11 protein-coding genes are annotated in these 15234 nt (G+C 72.1%); 4 read left to right on the top strand and 7 right to left on the bottom strand.

Going from position 1 to position 15234, the window contains the following annotated elements:
• Positions 1 to 269: 269 nt before the first annotated feature.
• From ACZ6Q9_RS10570 to ACZ6Q9_RS10545, 6 genes are all read right to left on the bottom strand, one after another.
• Complete coding sequence (locus ACZ6Q9_RS10570; protein ID WP_396828940.1) at positions 270 to 962, bottom strand: endonuclease V; 693 nt, start codon at positions 960 to 962, stop codon at positions 270 to 272.
• 169 nt (positions 963 to 1131) lie between these two features.
• Positions 1132 to 1704, bottom strand: a complete 573-nt coding sequence (locus tag ACZ6Q9_RS10565) for a DinB family protein (protein WP_396828941.1) — start codon at positions 1702 to 1704, stop codon at positions 1132 to 1134.
• Between the two features lie 78 nt (positions 1705 to 1782).
• Complete coding sequence (locus ACZ6Q9_RS10560; protein ID WP_396829065.1) at positions 1783 to 2217, bottom strand: hypothetical protein; 435 nt, start codon at positions 2215 to 2217, stop codon at positions 1783 to 1785.
• 10 nt (positions 2218 to 2227) lie between these two features.
• Positions 2228 to 6541, bottom strand: a complete 4314-nt coding sequence (locus tag ACZ6Q9_RS10555) for a toxin glutamine deamidase domain-containing protein (RefSeq protein WP_396828942.1) — start codon at positions 6539 to 6541, stop codon at positions 2228 to 2230.
• Between the two features lie 18 nt (positions 6542 to 6559).
• Positions 6560 to 6898 carry a hypothetical protein gene (locus tag ACZ6Q9_RS10550; RefSeq protein WP_396828943.1) on the bottom strand — a complete coding sequence of 113 codons (339 nt, stop codon included), beginning with the start codon at positions 6896 to 6898 and terminating at the stop codon, positions 6560 to 6562.
• Positions 6898 to 7317 carry a YbaB/EbfC family nucleoid-associated protein gene (locus ACZ6Q9_RS10545; RefSeq protein ID WP_396828944.1) on the bottom strand — a complete coding sequence of 140 codons (420 nt, stop codon included), beginning with the start codon at positions 7315 to 7317 and terminating at the stop codon, positions 6898 to 6900. Before ACZ6Q9_RS10545 ends, ACZ6Q9_RS10550 begins: the two co-directional genes overlap by 1 nt.
• 74 nt (positions 7318 to 7391) lie before the next feature.
• Here ACZ6Q9_RS10545 and ACZ6Q9_RS10540 point away from each other — a divergent pair, with 74 nt between their 5' ends.
• Complete coding sequence (locus ACZ6Q9_RS10540) at positions 7392 to 8639, top strand: SUKH-3 domain-containing protein (protein ID WP_396828945.1); 1248 nt, start codon at positions 7392 to 7394, stop codon at positions 8637 to 8639.
• A 1-nt stretch (position 8640) separates the two neighbouring features.
• On the opposite strand, the gene ACZ6Q9_RS10535 is transcribed toward ACZ6Q9_RS10540, so the two are convergent.
• The gene (locus tag ACZ6Q9_RS10535) at positions 8641 to 10080 is read right to left on the bottom strand and encodes an aldehyde dehydrogenase family protein (RefSeq protein ID WP_396828946.1); all 1440 of its coding nucleotides are present in this window, start codon (positions 10078 to 10080) and stop codon (positions 8641 to 8643) included.
• Positions 10081 to 10215: 135 nt separating this feature from the next.
• Here ACZ6Q9_RS10535 and ACZ6Q9_RS10530 point away from each other — a divergent pair, with 135 nt between their 5' ends.
• The 3 genes from ACZ6Q9_RS10530 (at position 10216) to ACZ6Q9_RS10520 (ending at position 15039) form a co-directional block, all read left to right on the top strand.
• Positions 10216 to 11652 carry a gamma-aminobutyraldehyde dehydrogenase gene (locus tag ACZ6Q9_RS10530; protein ID WP_396828947.1) on the top strand — a complete coding sequence of 479 codons (1437 nt, stop codon included), beginning with the start codon at positions 10216 to 10218 and terminating at the stop codon, positions 11650 to 11652.
• Between the two features lie 5 nt (positions 11653 to 11657).
• The gene (gene gabT / locus ACZ6Q9_RS10525) at positions 11658 to 12932 is read left to right on the top strand and encodes a 4-aminobutyrate--2-oxoglutarate transaminase (RefSeq protein ID WP_396828948.1); all 1275 of its coding nucleotides are present in this window, start codon (positions 11658 to 11660) and stop codon (positions 12930 to 12932) included.
• 172 nt (positions 12933 to 13104) lie between these two features.
• Positions 13105 to 15039 carry a proprotein convertase P-domain-containing protein gene (locus ACZ6Q9_RS10520; RefSeq protein ID WP_396828949.1) on the top strand — a complete coding sequence of 645 codons (1935 nt, stop codon included), beginning with the start codon at positions 13105 to 13107 and terminating at the stop codon, positions 15037 to 15039.
• Positions 15040 to 15234 lie beyond the last annotated feature (195 nt).

The following is a 15234-nucleotide window of genomic DNA, read 5'->3' as shown; positions in this document are numbered from 1 at the left end:
GTAGGCTACTACCGCCGCCGGGTGGGGCCGGGTCATAGAGCGCGCCGGATGTGCGCCGTATTACCCCGGTGGTCGCGTCGCTGCACCTGCCATCCGGTCCCTGCACCTGACCTCCATCAGCGGGGCGGGCCGGCCTCTCGGCGTCGACACTCCCGGTGGCGCCCTCCGCGCCTGGCGGGCCGGGCGACTGGGGGTCTCGGGCGGGGTGCCTGCGGACGTCCCCGGGCCGGCGGGTGCCTGTGGGCGTCTCGGGCGGGCGGGTGCGGGCGTCAGCCCGCTTCGGCCGCCGCCAGCGCGTCGCGACAGAGCCGGTCGGCGGTGCGGGTGGTTTCGGGCAGCCGGTAGCGCGGCGTCAACGCGAGCACCCGGGCCGTCGCGTTGTCGAGGCTCATCCGGTGGCCGACGCTGACGAAGACCGGCTTCACGCCGTCCCGGGTACGCAGCACCCGGCCCACGACCTCGTCCCCGTCGCGCAGCGGCGCCCACGCGCCGCGCTCGCCGGCCGGCGGGGCCCACTCGCCGAGCAGCGGCGTCTTTCCCACCCCGATCGCCGGCAGGCCGGTCACCACGCCCAGGTGGCAGGCCAGCCCGAACCGGCGCGGGTGGGCCAGCCCGTGCCCGTCGCAGACCAGCACCTCCGGCCGCACGGTCAGCCGGTCGAGCGCGTCGAGCAACGCGGGCAGCTCGCGGAACGCGAACAGCCCCGGGACGTAGTCGAAGGCGGGTCGGCCCACGCTGACCGCCGAGTCGACCACCGCGAGCGTCCGGGCGTCCAGCACCGTCACGGCCGCCGCGAGACGGTCGGCGCTCTCCGCGTACGCGACGTCCAGGCCGGCAACCGTCGCCGGCTCGACCGGCCCCGGCCCGACCAGGTCCACCAGCGGCCGCAACCGCTCCTGCACGGCCAACGCCTCCGCCACGCTGCCCGGCGCCACAATGGGCGCACCGGACACCTCAGACATGCCGACCTGCGCGATCCCCGATCCGTCCGTCGTCACGACGACCGGCCGGTGGCCTGCCTGCCGGCACTCTGCTGGCCAGCGGACCGCTGGTCGGTGTCTGATTCAGCCATTTCGCCATGCTATTCCGGCCGTCACAAGCCACCCCGTCCACGGTGAACGGCGGACGCTCCTACTGGCCGACGCGGCCGTCGATCAGCTCGCGGAGCAGGTCGGCGTGGCCGTTGTGCCGGGCGTACTCCTCGATCATGTGCACCAGCAGCTCCCGCAGCGAGACCTCCCCGCCGCCGTGCCGGCCCGTGACCCCCAGGTCGTCGGACTCGGCGACGAAGCGCTCGGCGAACTCCACCTCCGCCCGCCAGGTGCGCCACGCCTCGGCCACCACCTCCGGGTCGCCGACCGCGCCGTCGAAGTCGCCGTCCGGGTCGGCCTCCGAGCAGTAGAGCTTCGGCGCGTCCTGACCGGCCATCGTCCGCCGGAACCAGCCCCGCTCCACCTCGGCCAGGTGGCGGACCAGGCCGAGCAGCGACAACTTCGATGGCGGTACGGCCCGCCGGGCCAGCGCCTCGGCGTCCAGGTCGGCGCACTTGAGTTCCAGGGTGAGCCGCTGGTCGCGCAGGTACTCGACGAGGATCGTCTGCTCGTCGTGGTGGTTGCCGTCGGAGCGGGGGTCGTCGTCCGGGTGGACGAACATGTTCGACCAGGCGAAGTTCTGCGTGGGGCGGTCTGCGGGGGATTCAGCCATACGAGCGACCTTGATCGACGCCGAGCCGGAGTCGCAACAGGTTTCCAGCGCGGGGCACCAGGCTCAGTGGCGGAGGACTCAGCTACTTTGCTCAGCCAGCGAAGGATCGGCAGCAGGATCGCCCGCTCGCTGGAGCTCCTCCTCGAACATCATGAAAGTCCTGCGCCTGATGCCCCGAACCAACGCCAGCTCCGTTGTGGTCAACTGACGCCCCTCGGTCTGAGCATTCTCCACGATGGCCCTGATCGTTTCGTACAACGCGAAAACGGGCCCCTCCCCCCGCAGGTAGCGACTGCGGTCATGTTCCGTCCACTCAACGAAGGAGTCCACCGTCAGGGAACTGATCTCTCCACCGACAGCGAACAGAATCTCCTCAATCAGGTCATCGGCGGGTTCCCATCCGCCCGTGGCGTGGGACAGCCGCCAAGCCCTGATACCACCATCAGGCGTGCCGACCATTTTGACTGGCGACTTGTAATAGCTGAAGTAGGCCGGCAGCACCAACCCAGGCATCTCGGCCACCCTACCTCCCTCCGCCCAATGTTGTCTGCAGCGCCTGCCAGAAATATCGCTGCTCCTCCTTGAGGACGCCGTTCCAGACGGCGCGCTCCACCTGCGACATCGTACGGCCCTGATCCTTGGCCACCGCCTTGAGGTCCCGCCGCACTTCGTACAGGGCATGCTCCCAGGAGGCCACGTCGTCCAATGCCTGGAGGTGCAGGCGGAATTCCGCAATGTGTCCGTTTGACGTTCGCAGCGACATCTGAACATCCCGATAGCCACTTGATTGAGGGGCAATGAAGCGGTCTTCAAATTCAACGATTTCCACGTCGGCGTAACCACGAAGCACCTTGAGCCCTGCATAGAGATCTGAGAGTTCACGAAAGGCGACCTTTGCAGCAGCGAGGTCGGTCAGCATCGAAACGTCCCCCCGATACTTAGCAACCTTGTCCTCAGCCCGCTTCCTGTCCTTTGGCCCTGGGCGGCCGTCAGGCACGGCTGGCCCGGATAAATCAGCAGCCAGGCGCTGCGCGAGAGCGACAATCTCCCTCTGCGCCTCGACCGCATCGACGTACAACCGGTCAAGGTACTTCGTCTGATACTCGGCATCGTTCTTGCGAGCTACGTCAAACCCGGCCTGGGTCGCCCGGTCCCGGCCTGCGGGAAAAAGTGCGCTGATCCTTCGTTGGCTGTCGGTGAGAGGCGTCTGCTGAGGCGTAGGCAACGGTCTGCGCGCAACTGCCTCGGCGCCTCTTTCGGTAATCTCATCAAGGACGGAGCCGAGGACGTCGATCGCCTGTTGGTGAACGGCCAGGTGATGCAGTGTCACCGGACGCGCCGTCAGCGAGTTCGCCAGTTCCGGCGTAGCGAGGATCATCCGTGCCAGGTCAGGCCGTTCCGCCAACTGCCGGACGAGGGTCTCGGCGAGCATCGGCTCGTCCTTCGGCGGCGTCCGCCACGTCTCGTCCAGCATTCGCTGTACGCGCGGCTCCGCGAACAGCCGTGCCACGTCCCGGGCGGCCGGCTCGTCCAGGTGCGGTACGAGTCGCCGGAGGTTCGGCGCATCGAGCCCGGCGGCCACCTCGACCGGGGTCACACCGGCGGCGAACACCCGCTCCAGGTCCGGCTCGTCGGCCAGGACGGCGCTCACGGGTTTGCCGTTCACCACCCGTTCCGCCTGTGCGCGTTCCCGTGCGGCCCGCAGCTCTTCCGGCGGGGCGTCGCCTCGATCGAGTGCCGGTCCCGGCTGTTCGGGCCGGGCTGATGGCAGCCCATCAGACGGGGCGGCCGACCCGGGGCCGTCGAGCAGGTACATGCGGTTGAGGTACGGCTCGCCGTACCCCTGGTCGGTCTCGGCGGGCGGGTGGTCCGGCAGGTCCGGACGCTCGCTGAACCGTCCGCGCCGCAGCCCGCCGAGCGGCATCGGTCGGGCGTCCGGGCCCAGCACCAGCACCTCGGTGTCGACGGCGTTGTACGGGTGCGGGGTGCCCTGGTGCCGGTACAGCGGCGCGTCCGACACGGCTCCGGTCTGCGGGTCGAGGTAGAGCACCGTGCCGTGCTGGTTGAGGGCGACCCAGATGTGGGAGCCGCCCTGCTCCCAGCTGTTGACGACGAAGGCGAAGCTGCCGTGGCCGCCGATGCGGAGCTGGTAATGGAGGTTGTCGTAGCCGGTGTCGACGGCCCTCCGCCGCTCGGCACCCTGAACGTCCTCCGTCGGCTGGCAGAGGCGCTGGAAACGCCCCCCGGTCACGTCCTCGATCCGCCCCATGCCGCCCAATTCACCGTCGATGGGGCGCGTGACGTCACCGGCCAGGTAGGCGTCGAAGGTGCGGGGCGCGGCCACCCGGGGCCGGCCGTGCATCCAGGTGTCGAACAGCGAGAGTGTGCAGTCGATGCAGTTGATGGCGCGGGTCGGGTCGGCTCGCGGCCCGCCGTCGTTCACCAAGCCGAACCAGCCGCCGCGTCGCGGATCGGCGGTCCGCTTGACGCTCCCGTCGGGCTCGCGGGGCACCTGCCGCTCGATGTCGGTCTGGTGCAGCGCCAGCGGCGGACGCAGACCGCCGGGCTGGCCGTAGTTCCGCGACCGGTCGATCGGCGGCGGGTAGTCGTCCCTCGTCAGCGCCGAGCGGTCCGTGGTCTCCACGGCACCGAGTGCCAGGTCGCCGACATCGTCGTTGATCCGCCGGAAGTCCGCAGGGTCGACGACGCCAACGACCGACGGTACGAGACTGCCGGCCAGTACGGCATCCGCGTAATCGAGGCACTGCCCGTATGCACGCGTTTCGTCATCAGCCGCCCACTGCCACGCGTCAGCCTGACGCGCCTGGCCCGCCTGGCGCAGATGACGCGCGTGAGCGACGAAGTCCCGCGCCCTCTGGTCGTGCTCCTCGGCGCGAGCCCTGAGTCTCGCAGCCTCGTCGAAGCGGCGGTTGTCCTCGAACCACGCCCGCTGCGACTCGTAGTAGCCGCGATAGCGGCGTCTCTCGAACGCCTCCCGGTCGAGGGCCCACTTGGCCGCGTACCACTCTGGGGTCCTGACAGGGGGAAAGGCCGCGTCATCCCGGCGGGCCGCTGCGGGCGTCTCGGCGTGGACATGTGGATTCTGCGTGGGCGCCGGCGCGTCGGGCAGGGGTAGCCGGGTTGGCGGTGCCGGTTGCGGATGTGTGGGCGCCCCTCCGGCGGTTCCTCGTGGGGCGGCGACCTCGGGGTTGCCGACCGGCGGAACGTGGCCCGCACCAGGGGCGGGCGCACCGGGTGCTCTCAACTCAGGCGGCGAGGCGGGGCCGGGTGCCACGGTTGCGGTGCCCACACCTGCGCTGGGCCCGCCTGCCGAGGTCGCCGCCGGTGCGTTCGACGGCCCACCGCCGGTGGGGACGTTCCCGGAACCGGCCGATGGAACCTCCACGCCGGTCGTGCCGCCCCCACTGACAAGGGTCGGCGCCGCGGTCGTGACCGACGAGAGCGTCGGACTGAGTGCGGACTCCGACGCGGACGACCTACCGGCGAGGGTTCCGTCGGCCTGGTCGGTTCCGACGGTAGCCACAGGCTCGGTCATGTCTCCGGCAAGGGCGGCGACCGTGGTCGCGGGCTCGGCCGGTGCTGTGTGGCTCTCGGGCGATGACCGAGGTGCCGGCACCACCTCGGCAACGGTCGCACCTCGTTGGCTCTCACCTGTCGCGCTGGTCGCCGCCCCTGACCCATGCGCCGACGACTCCACCCCCACGCCGGGCAGGGCAGCGGGGAACTCAGCCACTGCCGGCACACCCGGCGGGGTTGAGAGCCCGCCGGGTGCCGTCGATGGCGGCGACATGCCGGCCAGGGCGCTCATCTGGCCGTCGAGCCGGGCCTGCAGCGCGGCGTCGGCCTGGGCGGCGGCGGAGCCACGGGCACCGGACACGGCCGCCCGGGCCGCATCCTCCACGGAGGTGAGTCCCTGGCCGGTGGCGAGGCTCGCGGCCTGCTCGGCCATCACCTCGCCGGTCATCTCGCGGCCCAGGTGCTCCCCGATGCGGGCGCCCCGCCCGGTGGCGTGGCGGCCGAGGCCGGCCAGGGGCGCCACCGCTCCGCCGGCCAGGCCGCCGACCGCCGTCGTGCCCAGCTCCGTCATGTCCAGCCCGTGCCGTCGGCCGGTCGAGTTCTGGTACGCCTGCGTGGCGAGGTTGATGCCGCTCTCCTCGGCCGCCTCGGACACCCCACCCAGCGCCGCACGCCGAGCGAGGCCCCGCACGCCGCCCTTGGTGACCTCCTTCGCCGCCCGCTCGCCGGCCTCCTTGAGCCCCTGCTTGAGGGACTTGCGGGCCAGTTGCGCCATCAGCCGCTTGAAGATCTGCTGCACGATCAGCCGGGTGGCGGTGATCGCCGCCCCGGCGGCGGGCGAGGCCGCGCCGGCGGTGAGCACCGTGGCGACCGCCAGCGACAGCAGCTCGATCACCAGGATGCCCAGCTCGATCCAGACCTCGAGCTTGGCGCCCTCGATGTCGCAGCCGCACTCCTCCACCAGCCGGCCCAGCTCGGTGCTGACGGCGAGCAGCACAGGCAGCGGTGCCTCGTCGCCCTCGGCGACCCGGCGCCAGGCGGTGTCGAAGGCGGCGGCGACCGCCCCGACGCCGCCGTACCCGCCGCGCACCTCAGCGGCGGCCGTGACGGCGTCGGCGTGCGGCCCGGCCAGCGCCGCGGCCACCGCGTACCACTGGTCGGCCAGCTCCCAGACCGCCCGCTCATTCCCCTCCGGCCACTCGACGCCGATCACCCAGTCGAGAGCCTCGTAGACCCAGCCCGGCAGGTCCCAGGGCGAGTAGTCGAGCGGGTGCGGGATGGGGCTCGGCAACAGACTCATCCGGGTCTCCTCCGCGGATCAGCGCTGCTGGTGCCGGTCGCCGGCGCGGTCGAGCCGGCCGGCGCTCGACGCGTCCGTGCGGAGGTTGGCGTCGACGGACCGGACCACGTCGGCGCCGAGGCCCTCCAGATGCCGCCCCACGCCCTCCCACACGCGCAGCACCAGCTCTTCGAAGCCCCGGTACTTCTGCTCGAAGGCCGCGCCGATGTCGTCCCTGCCCCACGGCCGGGATGCGCTCGCCGCCGCGACGGCCCCGCCGACCTCGCGGCGCCGTGCGCCGACGGCCTCGCCGGCGAGCGAGAGGTCCGTGCCGCCGCGCCGGGCACGCTGCGGGTCGAGCCAGAGCTGCCCGTCCATCACTCGCCCCGGCGCAGGGCCGAGTCCGCCCGGCCCAGCAACGACCCGAAGTCACCCGTACGCAGGAAGTCGACCGCTCCAGAGCTGGCGGGCAGGTAGCCGGCCACCAGTTCCTGGGTGGCGGAGGCGGCGGTCGTACCGGCCCGGTGGATCGTGGTGGTGATCTTCCGGCTCAACGCCTTCGCGTCCCGGTCGTTGTATACGGAGGGGTGCAGCTCCACCGAGATCAGGTCGCCCCGGGCCCCGACGGTGGCGGTCACCTGACCGTCGTCGGAGCGCTCCGTCACCCGCAGCTCGGCGAGCCGGGCCTGCAGCTCGTCCAAACCGGACCGAAGTCGCCGGTAGTCCCCGTACACCTCGTCGAACCGCGCCCGCAGCGCGCGATTGGCGTCCCGGTCCACGCTCTCGCCCAACGCCACCCTCCCCGGTCACCGTCGGTAGGGCGAACCATACCGGCCGCCACGATTCCGTGGGGTCCGGTAGTTTCGAGCCCGTGATCGATCGCCAGCAGGCCGAGCAACTCGCCGCCGTGTGGGCCCGCCGCGAGTCGCAGCGCCTGGGACACGACTGCCGCCCGACGGTCGACGAGTTCGACCTCGGTTACGTGATCACGTCCACTGTGTCCATCGACGCGAGGACGGTGCCGGGCGAGCTGCCGACCACCGTGGTGGACAAGCAGACCGGCGAGGTGACCACCTGGCCGCGCGTGCCGGTGGAGATCGTCGAGCAGATGTACCGCACGAGCCGGGCGGAGGGTCCGGGCGCGCCGCGCACGGTCGATCCGGCGAGCCAACTGCTCCGCGAGATCCGCCGGCTACCCACCCCCGGCACGGCGGCGCACCTGACCGTGGAGGGCCGGCTGTTCCGCGCGCAGGGGGCCAAGGGCGATGTCGAGCTGCGCCACCACCCGCTGGTCCGGGCCTACCTGGACGAGTTGCCCGCCGGCCACCTGGCGCGCGGCGGCGACCGGCACGCCGAGCTGATCGTCGTCTCGGACGCCCTGCACGACTACGACCACCGCCGCGCCGCCGAGGGCATCGCCCCACTGGGCATGGCCGACGCGAAGGATCTCCTGCAGAGCGCGCGATTCGAGGTTTTCCGGGTGCGCGAGCCGGGGGATCCGAACGGCGGCCCTGCGGACCGCCCCTGCGATTCCTGCGTGGATCTGCTCGTGGAGTTCAACCTCCTGCCCTGGTCCGACCGGGCCTTCACGATGCCGTGGCAGCCGGATCCGCAGCCGGATCCCGACCCCGGCCGATTCCCGCCCGAGGTCGCGCAGGCACTCGTCGCGGCCGGTTGGCGGCCTCACTTCGGGGACGAGGTCGTCGCCATGTCCGCCATCAGGGACGTGAGCGCTGTTCGGGGCAGGACGTCCACCCACGCCAGCTTCCCGGCGGCCCTCGCTACGCTCACCGCATTCCCCAGCCTGGTGGGCGCTCGGCGCGGTCCTGGCGAGCAGGTGTGGATTTCCCGGTTCGACATCCGCCCACGTCAGGTCGCCCACACCGCCGACACCCTGGCCGACTTCGCCGCCGTCCTCGGAGCGCGGCTCTTCCCCATCGGCACCGAGCGGCAGGACAGCATCCTCGCTGTCGACGAGCGGGGTCGGGTGTTCGCGTTGGACCAGGCCGGCGAGTGGTTCCTCGGCGCGGACGTCGACGCCGCGCTGACCACCCTGCTGCTCGGCCGCGCCCCGGCCCGCGTCCGCGACGACGGCACCTGGGACGACGGCACCTGGTGAGCTACAACGCCATCCCGGTCAGCACCATGACGCGCGGGTCGGTGTAGTCCTCCATCGCGCTGCGCAGTCCCTCGCGCCCGACGCCGCTGCCCTTGACCCCGCCGTACGGCATCTGGTCGGCCCGGTACGACGGCACGTCGCCGACGATGACCCCGCCGACCTCCAGGGAGCGATGCGCGGCGAAGGCGACATCCAGGCGATGGGTGAAGACGCCCGCCTGCAACCCGTACGCCGAGTCGTTGACGGCGGCGAACGCGGCCTGGTCGTGCTCGACGGGGGCGACCACCAGCACCGGCCCGAAGACCTCCTCGGCGCAGACCTTGGCGTCCGCCGGCACCCCGGTGAGCACGGTCGGCGGGTAGGTGGCGCCCTCGCGCCGGCCGCCCACCTCGATGGTGGCGCCGGCTGTGGCCGCCTCGTCCACCCACGCCTCGACGCGGCGGGCGGCCTCCTCGGACACCAGCGGGCCCACGTCGGTCAGTTCGTCGGACGGGTCGCCGGTGCGCAGCTCCTGCACGGCCGCGACCAGCCGGGGCAGGAACGCGTCGTAGAGCCATTCGTGCACGTAGACCCGCTGCACGGCGATGCACGACTGCCCGGCCTGGTAGTTGGAGAACGTCGCTATGCGGTGCGCGGCGAAGGTCAGGTCCTCGTCGGTGTTCCAGTCCTCGCAGATCACGGCGGCGGCGTTGCCGCCCAGCTCCAGGGTGACGTGCTTGTCGGGCACGGACCGGCGGATCGCCGCGCCGACCGGCCCGGAGCCGGTGAACGACACCACCGGCAGCCGGGGGTCGGCGACCAGCTCGGCGGCGCGTTCGTTGGGCAGCGGCAGCACCGAGAACATGCCCTCCGGCAGGTCGGTCTCGGCGAGCAGCTCGCCCAGCAGCAGCGCGGACAGCGGGGTGGCGGGGGCGGGCTTGACGACGATCGGGGCGCCGACCGCGATGGCCGGGGCGACCTTGTGCGCGACGAGGTTGAGCGGAAAGTTGAACGGCGCGATGCCGAGCACCGGCCCCTTCGGCACCCGCCGGACCAGGGCGATCCGCCCGGTGGCGGCGGGGTCGGTGTCGAGGCGTTGCAGCTCGCCGGAGAAGCGTCGGACCTCTTCGGCCGCCCAGCGGAAGGTGGAGACGGCCCGGCCCACCTCGGCCCGCGCCCACTTGAGCGGCTTGCCGTTCTCGGCGGTGATGAGCCGCGCGATCTCGTCGGCCCGCTCGGCGAGCCGCCGGGACACGTGGTCCAGGGCCGCCGCGCGGGCGTGCGCGGGCAGGGCCGCGGCCGTCGCGGCCACCCCGGCGGCTGCCGCGACGGCCGCTTCGACCTGGGCGGCGGTGGCGAGGGTGGTACGACCGACGGCGCGCCCGTCGTAAGGGTGGTGGACGGTCAGCTCGCCCTCGCCGTGGGCGGGGCGGGAGGCGACATAGAAGGCTGCGGACTCCACGTGGAGCAGCGTAGACGACCAACCCTTCCACGGAAACAGTCGCGTCAACCCTTGTCTGCCGCGAATTCAGTGGCCAAGATGGCAGTCAGATTGCGATAACCGCCGCAGACCGCCCCCTCTGGGAGTGAGCCCGTCATGAGTGACCAGCAGCAGCTGCGCAACTTCGTCAACGGCGACTACGTCGAGCCGACCGACGGCGGCTACGCCGACCTGGTCGACCCGTGCACCGGAGAGGTCTTCGCGCAGGCCCCGGTGTCCGGGCCCGGCGACGTGAACGCGGCGATGCGGGCCGCCGCCGACGCCTTCGAGACCTGGCGGGACACGACCCCGGCCGAGCGGCAGAGGGCGCTGCTCCGGCTCGCCGACGCGGTCGAGGCCCGCGCCGCCGAGCTGGTCGACGCCGAGGTGCGCAACACCGGCAAGCCGCGTCAGCTCACCGCCGAGGAGGAGCTGCCGCCGGCGGTCGACCAGTTCCGCTTCTTCGCCGGGGCGGCCCGGATGCTGGAGGGGCGCTCGGCCGGCGAGTACATGGCGGGGCACACGTCGTACGTGCGGCGCGAGCCGATCGGCGTCTGCGCGCAGGTCACCCCGTGGAACTACCCGCTGATGATGGCGGTCTGGAAGATCGCCCCGGCCCTGGCCGCCGGCAACACGGTGGTGCTCAAGCCGTCGGACACCACGCCGGTGTCGACGCTGCTGCTGGCCGAGATCGCGTCGGAGTTCTTCCCGCCGGGGGTGTTCAACGTGGTCTGCGGCGACCGGGACACCGGTCGTACGCTCGTGTCGCACCCGACCCCGCAGCTCGTGTCGATCACCGGCTCGACCCGCGCGGGCATGGAGGTCGCCTCCGCCGCGGCCCCCGACCTCAAGCGGACCCACCTGGAGCTGGGCGGCAAGGCCCCGGTGGTGGTCTTCGACGACGCGGACGTGGCGGCGGCGGCCGAGGCGATCGCGGTCGGCGGCTACTTCAACGCCGGGCAGGACTGCACGGCGGCGACGCGGGTGCTCGCCGGCCCCGGCGTCCACGACGACTTCGTGGCGGCGCTGGCCGAGCAGGCCCGCAACACGAAGACCGGCGCGCCGGACGACGCGGACGTGCTCTACGGCCCGCTCAACAACGCCAACCAGCTCTCCCGGGTCAGCGGCTTCGTCGACCGGCTCCCCGACCACGCCGACCTCCGGACCGGCGGCTCGCGCCTCGGCGAGCGCGGCTACTTCTACGCGCCGACCGTCGTCAGCGGGCTGCGCCAGTCCGACGAGATCATCCAGGACGAGGTGTTCGGGCCGGTCATCACGGTGCAGCGGTTCTCCGACGAGGACGAGGCGGTGCGCTGGGCCAACGGCGTCGACTACGGCCTGTCGGCCTCGGTCTGGACGAAGGACCACGGCCGGGCGATGCGGATGACCCGCCGGCTCGACTTCGGCTGCGTCTGGGTGAACACGCACATCCCGTTCGTCTCGGAGATGCCGCACGGCGGCTTCAAGCACTCCGGCCACGGCAAGGACCTCTCGGTCTACAGCCTGGAGGACTACACCCGGGTCAAGCACGTCATGCACAACATCGAGGGCTGAGCGCGATGGCCTCCTCGGACGAGTTGCACAAGCGGCGCGGCGCGGCCGTTGCCCGTGGCGTCGGCAGCACCGTCGCGTCTTACGTGGACCACGCGTCGGGCGGCACCATCGTCGACGTCGACGGCCGGGAGTGGATCGACTTCGCGGCCGGCATCGCCGTCACCAACGTCGGCAACTCCGCGCCGCGTGTGGTCGAGGCGGTACGGGCGCAGGTCGAGCGCTTCACGCACACCTGCTTCATGGTCGCCCCCTACGAGTCGTACGTGGCGGTCTGCGAGCAGCTCAACGCGCTCACCCCGGGCACGTTCGACAAGCGGTCCGCGCTGTTCAACTCGGGTGCCGAGGCGGTGGAGAACGCCGTGAAGATCGCCCGGCACGCCACCGGGCGGCCGGCGGTGGTGGTGTTCGACCACGCGTACCACGGCCGGACCAACCTGACCATGGCGCTGACCGCGAAGAACATGCCGTACAAGCACCGGTTCGGGCCGTTCGCCGGGGAGGTCTACCGGGTGCCGATGTCGTACCCGCTGCGCGACGGCGGGCTGGCCGGGTCGACCGCCGCGGCCCGCGCGATCGAGACGATCGAGAAGCAGGTCGGCGCGGAGAACGTCGCCGCGCTGCTGATCGAGCCGATCCAGGGCGAGGGCGGGTTCGTCGTACCGGCGCCGGGGTTCCTGCCGGCGCTGCGGGAGTGGGCGACGGCGGCCGGGGTGGTGTTCGTGGCAGACGAGATCCAGACCGGGTTCTGCCGCACCGGCGACTGGTTCGCCTGCCAGCACGAGGGCGTGGAGCCGGACCTGGTCACCCTCGCCAAGGGCATCGCCGGCGGCCTGCCGCTGGCCGCGGTCACCGGCCGGGCCGACCTGATGGACGCGGTGCACGTCGGCGGGCTCGGCGGGACGTACGGCGGGAATCCGATCGCCTGCGCGGCGGCGCTCGCGTCGATCGCGACCATGCACGAGCTGGACCTGGCGGGGGCGGCCCGCCGGATCGGCGCGGCGATGACGGCGCGCCTGCGAGCCGTGGCGGACCGTGATCCCCGCATCGCCGAGGTACGTGGCCGGGGCGCGATGCTCGCCGTGGAGATCGTCCGGCCCGGCACCCTGACGCCCGACCCGGTCGCCACGGCGGCGGTCTCGACGGTCTGTCACGCCGCCGGCCTGCTCACCCTGACCTGCGGCACGTACGGCAACGTGCTGCGCTTCCTGCCACCGCTGGTGATCTCCGACACCGAGCTGCGTCGAGGGCTGGACATCCTGGACGAGGCTTTCGGCGCGTAGCGGCGCGGGCGCGGGGCGGCACCGCACCCACCCCTATCTTTGTTTCCCCCGAGTAACCAAACATCGATCGATCTACACATCGCGCCGCGGACACTCTACGCTCTTGCTCAATTTGATCAATTGCGATCGATGGCGGGACCCGCCGTCGTGGAGCGAGAGGAACACCCGAGGGATGACACCTCCCCACCTTGCCGCGCGCCGCTGGCGTCTCGGCGTGCTGACCGCCGCCGTTGCCACCGCCGTGTCGTTCGGCGCACCCGCGACGGCCGCCCCCGCCGAGGGGCAGATCCTCCTGGCAGGCGGCCCCACCGCCGTCGACGGGTCGTACATCGTCGTCTTCAAGGACGCGACCGTGAGGCGGGCCGACGTCACGAAGCGGGCGCGCGACCTCGCCGGCCGGCACGGCGGCGCGGTCAACCGGACGTACCAGAACGCGCTGCGCGGGTTCGAGGCCCGGATGTCCGAGGCCGAGGCCAAGCGGCTCGCCGCCGACCCGTCGATCAGCTACGTCCAGCAGAACCACACCGTACGGATCAGCGGTACGCAGAGCCCCACGCCGTCCTGGGGCCTGGACCGGCTCGACCAGCGCGCGCTGCCGCTGAACAACTCGTTCACCTACCCGAACACCGGCTCGGGCGTGAAGGCGTACATCATCGACACCGGCATCCGGTTCGGCCACGGCGACTTCGGCGGTCGGGCCGTCACCGGGTTCGACTCGATCGACGGCGGCAGCGCCGACGACTGCAACGGGCACGGGACCCACGTGGCCGGCACGGTCGGCGGCAGCGCCTACGGCGTGGCCAAGGGCGTCACCCTCGTCGGCGTCCGGGTGCTCGACTGCCAGGGCAGCGGCACCGACGCCGGCGTCATCCAGGGCGTCGACTGGGTGACCGGCGACCACGCCGCCGGCCAGCTCGCGGTGGCCAACATGAGCCTCGGCGGCGGCTTCAGCCAGGCCCTCAACGACGCGGTGGCCCGCTCCATCGCCGACGGCGTCAGCTACGGCCTCGCGGCCGGGAACGACTACGGGGCCGACGCCTGCGACAGCTCGCCGGCCAGCACCCCCGCCGGGATCACCGTCGGCTCGACCACCAACACCGACGCCCGCTCGTCGTTCTCCAACATCGGCACCTGCCTGGACATCTTCGCCCCCGGCAGCTCGATCACCTCGGCCTGGCACACCAGCAACACCGCCACGAACACCATCAGCGGCACCTCGATGGCGACCCCGCACGTGGTCGGCGCCGCCGCGCTCGTGCTCGCCGCCAACCCGTCGTTCACGCCGCAGCAGGTGCGCGACAAGCTCGTCGCCGACGCCACCAGCAACGTGGTGACCAGCCCCGGCACCGGCTCGCCCAACAAGCTGCTCAACCTCGGCGACGGCGGCACCACGCCCCCGCCGACCACCGGCTGCACCCAGACCAACGGCACCGACGTGACGATCCGGGACAACGCCACGGTGGAGAGCACCATCACCATCGCGGGCTGCACGGGCAACGCCGGCGCCACCAGCACGGTCGCGGTGAACCTGGTGCACACCTACATCGGGGACCTCGTCGTCAGCCTCGTCGCCCCGGACGGCAGCGCCTACACCCTGCACAACCGCAGCGGCGGCTCGGCCGACAACATCAACCAGACCTACCCGGTCAACCTGTCGTCGGGGGTCGCCAACGGCACCTGGAAGCTGCGCGTCCAGGACGCCGGCGCCGGCGACACCGGCTACCTGAACAGCTGGACGCTCAACCTGGGCGGCTCCGGCACGCAGGAGTGCACCGGCACCAACGGCACCAACGTGACCGTCGGTGACAACACGACGGCCACCAGCACCATCGCGATCAGCGGCTGCACCGGCACCGCCTCGTCCAGCAGCAAGGTCGCGGTGCAGATCGTGCACACCTACATCGGGGACCTGGTCGTCAGCCTCGTCGCTCCCGACGGCAGCGCCTACACCCTGCACAACCGCAGCGGCAGCTCCGCCGACAACATCAACCAGACCTACACGGTCAACCTCTCCGCGGAGACCCGTAACGGCAACTGGACCCTGCGCGTCCAGGACGCCGCCTCCGGCGACACCGGCTACATCGACACCTGGACCCTGACCCTGTAGGTCTCCGGAACGGACGGCCCCGACGGGCCGCCACCGTCGCAGGGCCCCTCGCCGTCGCGGCGAGGGGCCGTGCACCGGACGACCACCTGGGCCCACAACCAGGCCGCCGCCATCCGCTGACCCTCCCGCCCCAGGTCGACCCACAGCACCAGGGCCCCGCCCGCCTCGCCTACTCGGGTCGGATCGGGAGACGGG

This window comes from Micromonospora sp. NPDC049139, from assembly GCF_055586845.1.
Note: the sequence above shows the minus strand (reverse complement) of the source record. Positions and strands in the feature narration are given on the sequence as shown.

What these genes read in the sequence shown, in the direction of transcription:
- ACZ6Q9_RS10520 (WP_396828949.1), top strand. Translation starts at nt 13,105, where the DNA reads ATGACACCTCCCCACCTTGCCGCGCGCCGCTGGCGTCTCGGCGTGCTG.
- ACZ6Q9_RS10560 (WP_396829065.1), bottom strand. Translation starts at nt 2,217, where the DNA reads ATGCCTGGGTTGGTGCTGCCGGCCTACTTCAGCTATTACAAGTCGCCA.
- ACZ6Q9_RS10530 (WP_396828947.1), top strand. Translation starts at nt 10,216, where the DNA reads ATGAGTGACCAGCAGCAGCTGCGCAACTTCGTCAACGGCGACTACGTC.
- gabT (WP_396828948.1), top strand. Translation starts at nt 11,658, where the DNA reads ATGGCCTCCTCGGACGAGTTGCACAAGCGGCGCGGCGCGGCCGTTGCC.
- ACZ6Q9_RS10570 (WP_396828940.1), bottom strand. Translation starts at nt 962, where the DNA reads ATGTCTGAGGTGTCCGGTGCGCCCATTGTGGCGCCGGGCAGCGTGGCG.
- ACZ6Q9_RS10555 (WP_396828942.1), bottom strand. Translation starts at nt 6,541, where the DNA reads ATGAGTCTGTTGCCGAGCCCCATCCCGCACCCGCTCGACTACTCGCCC.
- ACZ6Q9_RS10550 (WP_396828943.1), bottom strand. Translation starts at nt 6,898, where the DNA reads ATGGACGGGCAGCTCTGGCTCGACCCGCAGCGTGCCCGGCGCGGCGGC.
- ACZ6Q9_RS10565 (WP_396828941.1), bottom strand. Translation starts at nt 1,704, where the DNA reads ATGGCTGAATCCCCCGCAGACCGCCCCACGCAGAACTTCGCCTGGTCG.